The organism is Sphingosinicella sp. (assembly GCF_041916975.1).
Taxonomy (GTDB): domain Bacteria; phylum Pseudomonadota; class Alphaproteobacteria; order Sphingomonadales; family Sphingomonadaceae; genus Sphingosinicella.
In genome coordinates this window covers 1323263-1335206 of record NZ_JAYRYK010000001.1, presented here as the reverse complement: position 1 = coordinate 1335206, position 11944 = coordinate 1323263, and the positions used below count along the sequence as shown (strand labels likewise).

Below are 11944 nucleotides of genomic sequence, written 5' to 3'. Positions count from 1 at the left end.
GAGGAGCACTGGCTTACGAGCGCGGGGCAGGGCAGAACTTTCCCCTTCAGTTAGAGGCTGTGCGTATAAAGCAGACCTCGATCCTACGTTAATTGGGGCCCTTTGAGCTGCCTTCGCTGGTGATCAAGGCGGGGGATGTGTTTCCTTCAATAGTGATTGCGGCACCCGCAGCGCCCAAGATAACCCCGGCCACGATGCCAAGTATCGCATACCATCTGACGGCTCTTTGTTGCGCATGGGCTGTCCGCGCTGTGGAGAGTGCCCGCTCGATCTGACGCACTGCTGCCGTCATCCCGTTCTGTGCATGACCGAGCAGTCGGGCATCCTCCGCCCGCACCTGTTCGCTTGCGCGCAGGATCTGCTGTCCCAGGGCCGCGGGGGTGAGCTGAACCGCCGGTGCGTTTGCCATGGCACCGAGCGCTGCATTCTGTTCCCTGATCCGCGCCCCGATACCGGCGAGCACGCCGCTGTAATCGGGCTGCGCCTTCTGCTCGGCGGCAAGGCCTTCGAGCGCGCGGCGGAGCAGCGCCACCTCGCGCCGGAGTGCCTCGAACGCGTCTGCCGGTGATGAGTCGGTCGTCATGCGCATGAGCCTAACGGCTGAGGCCCCTTCCGCGCGAGAGGCCGAACCAGTCTGAGAGCTCCCGGGACAGTCCCCGTTCCGGTTCCATGCCGATGCCGAGCCCCAGCTCGCGGGCACGTGGACGAAGCAGTGATTCCATCTGCGCATCGCGCTCGAGGCTCTTGGCGAGTCCCATCATGCCCGCATTGATCTTCGGGAGCTTGTGTTCCTCGCCCCAGAACCGGGCATGTTCCTGTTGCTTTCTGAGCCGGGTCCATTCGGCGACGAACCGGTCGGCGCGGTAGGCGGGATCGCTGCGAACACGCTCGGCCTCGTCGAGGATGGCGCGCGCCTGCCGCACGTCGCCGCGTGCCATCGTATCGAGGAGCTTCAGGTCCGCGCGCCATGCGTCCCGGAGATCACGCGCCGCGCCGGGGCGGATTGCATCGAGCGCGGCCTCGTCGCGTTCGTGCAGGACGCGCAAGGGTTCGCTCATCGGCACGCGCGCAAGCCCCATCTCGCGGACCTTGTGCACCGTGCGGGCGTACTGCTCGACCGCAGGCTCGAGCTGCGGCTTTGGAGGTTGGATCGGGGTGCTTTTGAGCTGCAGCCCCTCGAACATGTCGCGGACCTTGGTGGTGATCTCCTTGACCCGCTCCCTGAGCGTAATGCCGCGCCTCGCCGCGAACGCCTCGGCCTTGTCGGTGACCGGCCCGTAGTCGCCGACCATGTCCTTGCCGCGGTCGCGTGCCAGCGTGCGGATCAGCTGCTGCTCGTTTTTGAACGTCTCCTTGCCATAGTAGAGGTCCACCCGCTCGCGGTGACGGGACAGCGCCACATAGGCACCGTGACGGTCCATGCCGCCTGTCGCCATCACGTAGGACCGGTCCACGGTCACCCCCTGTGCTTTGTGAATGGTGGCGGCATAGCCATGATCGATATCGGTATAGAGCTTCGTGTCGAACTGCAGGCTCCTGCCATCGTCGAGCATCACCGCCATGCGGGCCTGAGTGACGCTCTCGACCCTGCCGAGCGAGCCGTTCTTGACGCCGATGCTCTTCTCGTTTCGCAGGAACATCACCCGGTCGCCGCGCGCGAACGGCTTCGGGCCTTTCGTGGTCTCGACACGGACGTCATCACCCAGCTGTTTGCCAAGCCGCAGGCGCTGGCGTGCGAGCGCGTTGAGCTCCGCAACATCGGCGCGCGTGTGCGCGAGGATCAGCCGGCTCTTCTGCGGCTGCGCCTTCCGGTCCCTGTCCCAGCGATCGATCAGCTGTTTCTTCGCGTCGGCTTCGGTCGGCGATGCGTGGATGCGGTCATGCTCGTTGAGTGCATGGACCGCCTCCGCGGTTCTGCCCGTCGCCAGCTGTCGCACGGCATCACGCTGCCAGGCGTCGTGCTGGCGGCGGATTTCGGTGACCTCGACCCCGCCGTGACGCTCATGGGTGCTGCGGAACGCCGCGCCCGCCTCGATCGCCTGCAGCTGCTCGGGATCGCCCACGAGCACCACCTTCGCGCCGACCTCACTGGCGTGTGACAGCACACGCTCCATCTGCCGCGTGCCGATCATCCCGGCCTCGTCGATGACGAGCACATCGCGGGACGTCAGTCGATCGGCGCCGTTTGCCCAGGCGTGCTCCTGCGCTGCGATGGTTCGCGACGGTATCCGAGAACCAGCTTCCAGGTTCTCGGCAGCGATGCCGGAGAGTGCAAGACCGCGCACGCGGTACCCGGCATCCTCCCACGCTTCACGCGCCACGCCGAGCAGCGCCGACTTCCCCGTTCCGGCATAGCCGACGATGACACCGAGACCCCTGGGTTCGGTGACATGATCGAGCGCGGCGCGCTGCTCGGAGGAGAGCACGAGCCCGTGCCGCTCGGCACGCGCGACGGCATGGTCGCGGAACAGGTCGCGGACAGCGTGCTTCTCCTGCCCCAGCAGGCGCTCCGTGGCGTGTTCGAGCCGCTGCTCGGTCTCCAGCATGGGGCGGGAGGTGAACCGCTCCTGCTCGCGTCCGTCCCTGCCCAGGGCGACCAGCGCGGGCGAGGCTTCGACCGCGGCAAGCACGCCGTCGAACTGATCCTTTCCGTCGCTGTGCCGGTGCACGAACATCGCAAGCTCCCGGCGCGTGAACGTCGCCTGGTTATGCGTTAGTGCATCGAGTGCCACTTCGGGGCTGCGAAGCAGCCGCTCGCCATTGGCGCGCGCGATCGCGCGGTGTTCGTCGAGACGCTCGCCGACAAGCCCCACGGCCGCCATGCGCGATGCCGCCGGGCCGATCTTGTTCTGGGGTTCAAGGTCGATGCCCTGCGCCTCGAGGCTGCGGTGGTCGACGGTGATGTCGATATCGCGCTCGGCGAGTGCGCGGTTGAGGTGATCTGCCCAGGCCTCACGCCAGTGTTCGAGGAGCGGCGTGCTGTTCCAGTCGCGGATCTTTGCGCCGAAGCCGTTCTCATCGACTTCGCGCATGGTGAGCATGACATGGGCATGGGGCTTTGCGAGCCCATCAGCGTCGATGTCCCAGTGCAGATTGAGATCGGCGCACATGCCGCGATCGACGAACTCACGTTGCACGAAGTCGCGCGCCACCTGAGTCGCGTCGGCCTGTTCCAGTTCCCTTGGCAGTGCGAACTCGACCTCGCGCGCGAGCTGCGCGTCCTTGCGCACCTCGGCCGCCTCGACACTGTTCCAGAGCGCTTCGCGGTCACGCAGATGCTGCGGGGCATGTTCGGGGAGCATCACTTCAGAATGGATGACGCCGGCCTTGCCCGTGAAGTCGTGGTGGCGATCGAGGCGCTGGTCGTGCAGCCGCGAGGCGGATCGGTACGCGGCAGACGCGAGCGCGCTTGCTCCGGTACTCCGGCTGATGACCTTCGCGCTGAAGTGATAGATCGCCATAAGGCCTATCCATCTACACCCCGAAAGCCACGTCGGCACGACGTATAAGCGCGCCCTCACAAGATCGAATCTCGCGAGGGACCGGGTGGTCTCACACGGGTTCGGCCTCTTTACCGCGCGCCAGAACAACTCGTAGCCTCGGCGCATTCCGCGACAGAACCGATGGAGCGAACCCCATGCGCAGACCCCGCGACTATGATGCCGAGATGAAGCTGCTCGCCCACAAGGCGAAGGCGCTTCAGGAGCGGAAGCTTCGCGAGCTTGGGCAGCTGGTCACGGCGACCGGCGCCGATGGCCTCGGGGTCGATGTGCTCGCGGGCGTGCTGGTCAACGCCGCCGCGACCACCGACATGGTGCAGAGGGAGGAATGGCGCACCGCGGGCGCGGCGTTCTTTCTGCGCGGGAAACTTGCGACAAGCGCTGCTAAGGGCAATCCGCGCCGAGCGGCGGCTCCGCGTTCTCCAGAGCCGGCTGCAGGCGCGGCGGGCGCGGGCTGATACGCGGGGGTGGGTGGTGAAACGCCGCGAGCGGACGCGCCGGCTCATCGAACTTGGCGGGCTCATCGTCAAGGCCAGGCTCGATGTGCTCGTCGAGGACGATCGCGCTGCGATCTACGGCGCGTTGCTCGGGCTCGTGCAGCAGGCGAACGGGGAGCCGCGCGGCGAGGTCATTGCACTGTGGCGGCGCAAAGGGAAGCGGGCGTTCGAAGCGGAGGCCGCGGAACGGGACTCATAATGGCGGCTTCTTCGACCTTGCGGACCGTCAGGAATCCAGAGCCGTGCAGCGGTAAGCCGCCATTTCGATCGCCACGTTGTCTGTGATGGTTTGCGCCCCAATCCTCTCATGCGAGCATTGCGATGAAGTGCCTGGAATGGTCAGTTCTCGCAGGAGCCCTTTTGATGAATGAGGCCTCCTGTATAATCATAAGCACAGGGGCGAGGCTATTGAGCCATTACATCTGGTGACATGGGAGCCAGCTTTCCTAGAAAGCGATTTTGCGCGGGAAACGGTACATTCTCCTCCCGCATCGCCTGCTGAAGGTTTTCGACAAGGGCATTCATGTCCCGCATCCGCACGCCCATATCCTTGTGCGACGTCGCCATGTCCCGCCCGCTGTAGCTGCATCCGGCGTTCAGAATGTAGCAGAACTGTTCGAACAGCGTGCGTTTCAGCCGCACCATGTCATGCGCCTTGAAGATTTTCGCAATGCGCGGGTCGGCCTCGGAAAGTTCGACGGTGCGTATCGTGATGCGGCGGATGCCGTCCTGACCGCCGAAGGCTTTCGCCATGCCGGTACCTTCGAACGGTTTCGTGCCAGCGTTGCTGTCGCGTTGAGTATAAGGATCGACCGGCAATTCGCCTGTGACGGGATCGCGGACCTTTTCCGCGACGCCGAATTCCTTGTCCCAGTCCACGGAATCGTTCGCGGAGGCTTCGGGAACCGTCTGCATCAGAAGGAGGGCGGCAAGCAGGATCATGTTCGGAGTCCTAGAAGGCGAATTGCGCGGAGAGGAAGCCGCCGCGCTGGCGGTCGAACGTGGCGATTGAGCCCAGATCGACATAAGCGGCGGTGATCGTGATATTCTTCGTGATTGCGTAGGCGGCGAACAAATCCCACCAATCATCCTCGCGCGCGATGGCGAGATTATCTGGTTTGGTGCGGTACTCCGCGCCTATCACCGCGCGCCGAGAAAGCTGATAGGCGACGGAACCTTCGAACTGAAGCGAATGTTTTTTGCCGCTTGCACTGCCGAAACCGAGCAGCCCGTTCTGGTTCGCCTTCGTAAGGCGCAGCGTCGTGTTGACGAGAAGGCTGTGCGAGAGGAACAGCTTTGTCGCGGAGAGCGTGAAATCCGTGCCGCTGCCTTCGGTGGCCCCGACGGCGCGAACGATCGGCGTGTCGGCGCTACGCTTGTGCTCGATGCCCACGGCGATCTGCGGCATGAACGGGTCGCCGTAGACGACATCGCCCGCCAGCCGCACCTTGGCGGCGAAAATATCCTGGTTGAAGGTGAAGCCTTTGCCGAGGCCGAGCGCGGTGCCGACGTCGCGGGTATCGAAATTCTGCCGCGCGTAGCTGAGTTCGACACGGTTGAAGAGCCCCACGGACACGCCGTGACTTTGAAAGCCGTAATCGGGAAGTTCCACCAGCGTTGCGTGTGCGGAAAGGCCGACGCCTGCGTCCGTTCCGCGCCCGGCGATAGTTGACCAAGTGGCGAGACCGCCGCCGCTGGCCCCCTGAATGCTCGATACGCCGTTGGTGAGCAGCAACTTGCCGCCGTCGAAGAGATCGGCCTGCTGCGCGGCCGCCGGTGCGGCGAGCGTGCAGGCGAGCACGACGGCGGCGATCCATTTGGGTGTGCGGGCGCAGCGGGGGAGCCAGTTTTTCATGGTGCGCTGATCGCAGCAGATCGCGAATATTGCGTTAACCCACGGTGGCGGTGAGGTAATATTAAGCTCTGTCGCCTAGCTGCGAGCGGGTGAGAAAGAAGATTTTCTGTCTGGCCCTGGTCGCGCTCGGCGCACCGCTGTTCGTTTCATGGACAGCGGCCCCGATCGGCGTTGAGGTGAGGGTGGTCGATGAACGCGGCGTACCGATACGCGACGCCGTCGTTGAACTCGGCCCCGACGGAGGCTGGAACGGAGGCGCCATCCTGTTTCCTTGGCGCGCAGCCATGGCGCAGAAGAACATTGCGTTCGCGCCGGGAACGCTCGTGGTGGCGAAGGGGGCGAGCGTGGCCTTCCCCAATCTCGATAAGGTCCGCCACAGCGTTTACAGCTTTTCCAAAGCGGCGCGTTTTGAAATCGACCTTTACGGCCGTGACCAGACGCGTTCCCAAAACTTTCCGTTGCCGGGTACGGTCGCGCTCGGGTGCAACATCCACGACGAGATGCGAGGCTATATCCGCGTCGTCGATACGCCCTACGCGGGAAAGACCGATCCGAACGGCACCATAAAACTGGCGACGGTGCCCGCGGGCAGTTATCAAATGACGGTGTGGCACCCGCGCGCGCGAACACCGGGCGGTGAATTCCGGCGCTCGTTCCGGGTCAGTGCGGGCCAGGCGGTGCAGACGATCACACTGAGTCTGCGCTGATGCTGCGTCGGATCACGCCGCAACTCCGTTTTCGTTCCCTAAGACTGCGGATCGCCGCCACCTATGCGGGGCTGTTCACCGTGACGCTCGCCGCGGTGCTGCTTCTGGCGGGCGACGGCATCGCGCGGTTCGGCGAAACCAGCGCCTCGCGGGATCTTGCAGCCAATGCCCGCGTGTTCGACGAGATCATCGAACTGCGCGCAAAGCAGATGCGGGGCGCGGGCGACGTGCTTTCGCGGGACTTTGGTTTCCGGCAGGCCGTCGCCACCAGCGACCGGCCAACGATTGAAAGCGCGCTGGATAGCTTGCGCCGACGCTCCGGCAGCGATGCAGCGTTCATCGTGGGGCTCGACGGCGACATGGTCGGGTCCGCCGACGGCGCGCTGCCGCCTGTCGATGCGCTCTGGTCCTCGCTCGACGCGGGGCAGGAACGCGGCATTGTGCTGGTCGGCGGTCAGCCCGCGCTTGCCGCGGCCTCGGCGATCGAAGCGCCTGATCTCATCGGCTGGCTTGTGCTCGCGCAGTCGCTCGATGCGACGGAAATGGGTCGGTTGAGCAAGCTCGCCGCGGTCGACATCAATGCCCGCGTCGTCGGACAATCGGAATTGCGCGGGGCTCTGGCCCGCGCGACGCGCGACGATGTGTTCGAAAGTGGCGGCGACGAACGCATTCTGCATTATGTGACGGCGCTACCGTCTCTTCAAAGCGGCATCCAGCCGCGCCTCGTGCTTGATCACTCGCTGAGCAAGGCTCTCAGCGAATATTCGGGGCTGCAATGGCTGTTGGTCTCGCTTGCCGCGGCCGGCCTCGCGCTCGTCATGGTTCTGAGCTGGCCGGTCGCCCGGTCGATCACTCGGCCGCTGAGCGCGCTCGACAAGGCGACGCAACTGGTGGGCGAGGGGCAGCAAGCGCGCGTCGAGGTGTCGTCGGATGACGAAATCGGGCGCCTCGGCGAGAGTTTCAACGTGATGGTCGCCGCGATCGAGGAGCGGGAACGCCAGATCACGCACGTCGCGCTTCACGACAATCTGACCGGGTTGCCCAACCGCAAGCTGTTTGCCGAACAGATCGATCACGCGATCGCCCGGCGGCGCGGCGACGCGCGGCTGATGGTCGTTTATGTCGATCTCGACGACTTCAAGGTGGTTAACGACACGCTGGGGCACCCGGCGGGCGATACGCTGTTGCGCAATGTCGCCGCGCATCTGCAGGATACGCTGGAGGATGCCATTGTGGCGCGGCTGGGCGGCGACGAGTTCGCCATTCTGCTGAGCGAAGTGCCCCCCAGCGCGAACCTTGTCGCGCTCGCTGAAAAGCTGCAGGGCTGCTTCGACCGTTCGATCACGATCGAGGGACAGCTGGCGGAAACCTCGGCGAGCATGGGCATCGCCATCGCACCCGATGACGGCACTGACCGCGTCACGCTGATGAAGAACGCCGACCTTGCGCTCTATCGCGCCAAGCACGACGGCAAGGGCATGTTTCATTTCTTCGAGCCATCGCTCGACGTACAGGCGCGCCAGCGCCGCGAGATGGAACTCGATCTGCGCACGGCCATTCGAGAAGGCGGCTTCGAGCTTTACTTTCAGCCGCTCTACAGCCTGAAAGAGGAGCGGCTGAAGGCGTTCGAAGCGCTCATCCGCTGGCCGCACCCGGAAAAGGGCATGATCAGCCCGGCCGATTTCATACCGCTTGCCGAGGATACCGGCCTCATCGTGCAGATCGGCGAATGGGTGATCCGCGAAGCGTGCCATCAGGCGGCATCGTGGCCGGGCGATCTTTCGGTTGCCGTCAACGTCTCGCCCAAACAGTTCCTCAGCCCCAACATTGCGGGCGTCGTCATGTCGGCACTCGCATCGTCCGGGCTGCCCGCGACGCGGCTTGAACTGGAAATCACCGAGAGCATCTTCATCGCCAACGTGGAAAAGACGCTGGGCGCGCTGCACAGCCTGCGCGCGCTTGGTGTTCGGATCGCGCTTGATGATTTCGGGACCGGTTATTCCTCGCTCAGCTATCTGCGATCGTTCCCGTTCGACAAGCTGAAGATCGATCAGAGCTTCGTGCGCGACCTGACGCAGGACGGCAATGCACACGCGGTGATCCGCGCCATCACGACCCTGGCCGACGCGCTCGGCATGGAAACACTGGCGGAAGGCGTGGAGGATGAAGCTCAGGCTGATATTCTCCGCAAGGAAGGATGCCGGCAAATTCAGGGGTATTGGCTCAGCAAGCCGATCGACGCACGCGCAGTTCATCCATATATCGAACGTGTGACAAATGAGGTTTCGAGACGGAAACTAAATTCATAATAATGCAATTCCAGCGTGTCGCAGCCAAGCACGGCCTTCACGAGCGGGGGTAGGATCTCGAGGGGGATCTGGAACGGCGACCAAGCGCGTCCTCGTCTTGCTTTGCACGGTACGAACTCCGTCGTCATGCCGCGGTAGATTGTGTCGGCACCGGGCAGCTCCAGAACGAGTGCAAGCACACCGTGCGACAGTGTGGATGTGCGGTAAGCTGTCAGAACACGGTCAATATTGTGAATAAACTGATAGAGAAAGCCGGCGATCGCTAGAGAAAGCCGTGACTTGTCTGATAAGGTGCATCCACCCACGTTTGAGAATCTAGAGTATCTTTCGGCGAGGGTGCAACCTCGACAGGTTTCGGGGAGCGCCATTCAGCCATGCCAATTGCTATCAGGCCGGTGAGGCGGACCGAAATGTTCTATGATATTCTCGCTCAAATAATCGGACAGTGATTGTGACCTGAGGGTTGTCATTGCGATCGGGCTTGTTCGGCAAGATTTCCCCCTGTTTGGTTAGCGCGCAGAATTGGACGTCGCAGTACCAAGGTCGGGTATTGTGGTCCGGCTCCTCTACTTGAGCTTGCTGACCGAAGATGCATGTTATGATCGTATCGCTAGGAGATCAGTGTCTCGCAGCCATATCAACGATTTCGCTATGCAGCGACCATAACCTGACGGATCATATCCTCCGCGATCCAGGCGCCGAGTGCGCGTCCGGCTTCTTCGATGCCGGGCGCGCCGAGGCGCTTGACCATCGTCTCGCACATATCTCCGAAACTACCGCCCTGTTGCAGCACCTCGAGACCGGCCGTCTCTTCGGTGCCCAGCATTCGGAATCGCGGGCTCAGACCCTGGCGCCACACGACAAACGTTCGCGGCTCGGCGAGCAGGATTGCCGCCGGTATGTCTCCGTCAGTCGCGATAGCGGTCCAGATCGCCTCGCAATCGGCCTGTATCCGCCTTGAGCGCATTCCGGTCACGAATGAAAGGCGGAGCGAAGCCCACGCCTCTTCAGTAAAGTCTTTCGAGAGCGCGGCGAAGCCGGCGGCATCGAGCGCCGGGTCGTCGGCGGCAATGAAGGCCTGCTGCATTTGCCATTCGAGCCAGGCCAGTTCCGCGACCTCCGGGTCGTTTGGAAAGAGCTGAGCCAGCGTTTCATCGAAGCCGGCGCCCGCATCGTCGAGCGTCCAGCTTTGCGGCGGCTTTACAATGAGGTGATGCGCGGCTGCGGCATCGAAACTCTCGTCGCCGATCCATGTCCATGTCTTCTCGAATGTGGAACGCAGACATTCGATCAGCCGAGCCCGATAGGCATTCCGGTAGACAGCAAGGCCCGGGCGCAGGACCGGAACCCAATCTTCGAACGCCGTCTCACCGGGGCTCGTCACGGCGGCGTGGAACCGACGCTGGAGATCGACAAGGGTCATGCGGCGTACCGTGCTCCGTGTCCCGAAAGCCGTCGTGCGATGTCGAGTTCGCTCAGCAGCACATTGATCGGCGGAATCGCGTCGTCGCGCTCGATCATGGCGGCAACCGCGGTGAAACGCGCGCAGGCGAGTTGATAGAGCGCCCAGACATCCGCACAGACCGGCGCATCGTGCGTGTCGATCAGCATGTCCTGACCCCGACTGTGGCCCGCCAGATGAATCTGCCGCACCCGCGAGGCGGGAAGCGCGTCAAGATACGCGGCGGGATCGAACCCGTGATTGACGCTGCTGACATAGACGTTGTTGACGTCGAGCAGAAGGGCGCAGCCGGTCCGTTCGCACATCGCGGCCAGAAACTGCGCCTCGGTCATGTCGGCGTCGAAGGCGAGATAGCTGGAGGGGTTTTCGAACAACAGTGTTCGTCCCAAAGTCTCCTGGGCGTGCAGGATATTCCTGCACACAGTTTCCAGCGCCTCTTCGCTGTAGGGCAACGGCAGCAGGTCGTGCGTGTTGTGGCCGGCCACGCCGGTCCAGCAGAGATGGTCGGACACCCATAGCGGGTTCACGCGATCAGCCAGCCGCTTGAGGCGTGCAAGATATTCGGGATCAAGACCCGCCGCCGATCCGATCGACATTGATACGCCGTGCATCACCACCGGATACCGCTCGCGAACGGCATCGAGCGTGAACAGCGGGCGGCCGCCGTCCACCATAAAGTTCTCCGAGATGATCTCGACGAAATCGACCGGAACGGTCCCGGCCAGATAGTCGGCGTAGTGATCCCTGCGCAGGCCAAGGCCGAAGCCGGTGAAGGGCTGGATTTCCGTCACGAGGGCGTCCTGAAAGGAGGAAGGAGGGGCGATCCGGTCGGGGGGAGACCGGATCGCCAGGGGAGAATCAGCCGATATCGCCGATCGTGCCGCCCTTGCTCAGGCACTGGTCGGCCTTCATCGCCTTGAAGCCGTGACCCTTGCAGCTGTTGTGTCCCTTGCATTCGTGCTGGGTGGTCTTGCAGTCGGCGCTGCCCTTGCAGCTGTTGACGCCGTAGCAATGCACCGTGTCCGCGCCGGAGATGGCTGCGCCGCTGCTGCCGGCGGGCGCTGGCGCGGCGGAGGCTAGCGTCGAAAGTGCGAACAGGGCGGCAGCCGAGGCGAAACCGGCTCCTTTCAGTGCGGTGGACATCAGACAAATCTCCCAATGAAGTGCGCCGGATTGGCTATCGTTCATTCGCGCGCGTACGCTGGAAGGTTACAGTGGTGCCTTCGAATTTTATTTTTCCGCGCCTGTAACGCGCGGCGCTCCCTGCCCGAACTTCGAGTCAGGCCACTGCATGACCGGCCGCCTTTCAATCCAATGGGAGATGAGATGATGACCCGCGAACCCTTGACGCCCCTGTTCACGACATTGCTCGCGGCGGCGGTGACCGCCGGCTTGGCGAACGGCGCGCAGGCGGAAACCAAAAAGCCCGAGATGGAAAAATGCTACGGCGTCGCGAAGGCAGGCCAGAACGACTGCGCCGCCGGAGCCGGCACCAGCTGCGCGGGCACATCGACCACCGATTACCAGGGCAATGCGTGGAAGCTGGTGAAGGCGGGAACCTGCCTGAAGATCAAGACGCCGAAGGGCAGCGGTTCGCTGACGCCGCAGGCATAG

Annotated in this window: 12 protein-coding genes; 5 read left to right on the top strand and 7 right to left on the bottom strand. The window is 63.6% G+C overall.

The window, feature by feature from the left end:
• Positions 1–88: 88 nt before the first annotated feature.
• Both ACE3TJ_RS06365 and traA read right to left on the bottom strand, forming a co-directional pair.
• Positions 89–583: a hypothetical protein gene (locus ACE3TJ_RS06365; protein WP_374594982.1), complete on the bottom strand. Its 495-nt coding sequence runs from the start codon at positions 581–583 to the stop codon at positions 89–91.
• Between the two features lie 10 nt (positions 584–593).
• Entirely contained in the window at positions 594–3461 is a 2868-nt protein-coding gene (gene traA / locus ACE3TJ_RS06360) for a Ti-type conjugative transfer relaxase TraA (RefSeq protein WP_374594980.1), read from the bottom strand.
• Between the two features lie 176 nt (positions 3462–3637).
• Here traA and ACE3TJ_RS06355 point away from each other — a divergent pair, with 176 nt between their 5' ends.
• Both ACE3TJ_RS06355 and ACE3TJ_RS06350 read left to right on the top strand, forming a co-directional pair.
• Positions 3638–3958 carry a conjugal transfer protein TraD gene (locus ACE3TJ_RS06355; RefSeq protein ID WP_374594978.1) on the top strand — a complete coding sequence of 107 codons (321 nt, stop codon included), beginning with the start codon at positions 3638–3640 and terminating at the stop codon, positions 3956–3958.
• Positions 3959–3974: 16 nt separating this feature from the next.
• The gene (locus ACE3TJ_RS06350) at positions 3975–4196 is read left to right on the top strand and encodes a conjugal transfer protein TraD (RefSeq protein WP_374594976.1); all 222 of its coding nucleotides are present in this window, start codon (positions 3975–3977) and stop codon (positions 4194–4196) included.
• A 206-nt stretch (positions 4197–4402) separates the two neighbouring features.
• Here ACE3TJ_RS06350 and ACE3TJ_RS06345 read toward each other — a convergent pair whose 3' ends face one another.
• Entirely contained in the window at positions 4403–4939 is a 537-nt protein-coding gene (locus ACE3TJ_RS06345; protein ID WP_374594974.1) for a group 1 truncated hemoglobin, read from the bottom strand.
• Positions 4940–4949: 10 nt separating this feature from the next.
• Entirely contained in the window at positions 4950–5852 is a 903-nt protein-coding gene (locus ACE3TJ_RS06340; protein ID WP_374594972.1) for a DUF3034 family protein, read from the bottom strand.
• Positions 5853–5941: 89 nt separating this feature from the next.
• Between ACE3TJ_RS06340 and ACE3TJ_RS06335 the strand changes: the two genes are divergently transcribed.
• Both ACE3TJ_RS06335 and ACE3TJ_RS06330 read left to right on the top strand, forming a co-directional pair.
• A complete protein-coding gene (locus ACE3TJ_RS06335; RefSeq protein WP_374594970.1) occupies positions 5942–6559 on the top strand; it encodes a methylamine utilization protein in 618 nt (205 codons plus the stop codon).
• Positions 6559–8868: a putative bifunctional diguanylate cyclase/phosphodiesterase gene (locus tag ACE3TJ_RS06330; RefSeq protein ID WP_374594968.1), complete on the top strand. Its 2310-nt coding sequence runs from the start codon at positions 6559–6561 to the stop codon at positions 8866–8868. Before ACE3TJ_RS06335 ends, ACE3TJ_RS06330 begins: the two co-directional genes overlap by 1 nt.
• A 649-nt stretch (positions 8869–9517) precedes the next feature.
• Here the strand turns inward: ACE3TJ_RS06330 and ACE3TJ_RS06325 are convergent.
• The 3 genes from ACE3TJ_RS06325 to ACE3TJ_RS06315 form a co-directional block, all read right to left on the bottom strand.
• Complete coding sequence (locus tag ACE3TJ_RS06325; protein WP_374594966.1) at positions 9518–10291, bottom strand: DNA-binding domain-containing protein; 774 nt, start codon at positions 10289–10291, stop codon at positions 9518–9520.
• A complete protein-coding gene (locus ACE3TJ_RS06320; protein ID WP_374599333.1) occupies positions 10288–11112 on the bottom strand; it encodes a DUF692 domain-containing protein in 825 nt (274 codons plus the stop codon). Before ACE3TJ_RS06320 ends, ACE3TJ_RS06325 begins: the two co-directional genes overlap by 4 nt.
• 76 nt (positions 11113–11188) lie before the next feature.
• Positions 11189–11473, bottom strand: coding sequence for a hypothetical protein (locus ACE3TJ_RS06315; RefSeq protein ID WP_374594964.1), 285 nt, complete (start codon positions 11471–11473; stop codon positions 11189–11191).
• 186 nt (positions 11474–11659) lie between these two features.
• On the opposite strand from ACE3TJ_RS06315, the gene ACE3TJ_RS06310 reads away from it, so the two are divergent.
• Positions 11660–11944 (top strand): DUF2282 domain-containing protein, encoded by a 285-nt coding sequence (locus ACE3TJ_RS06310; RefSeq protein WP_374594962.1) that lies wholly within the window; start codon positions 11660–11662, stop codon positions 11942–11944.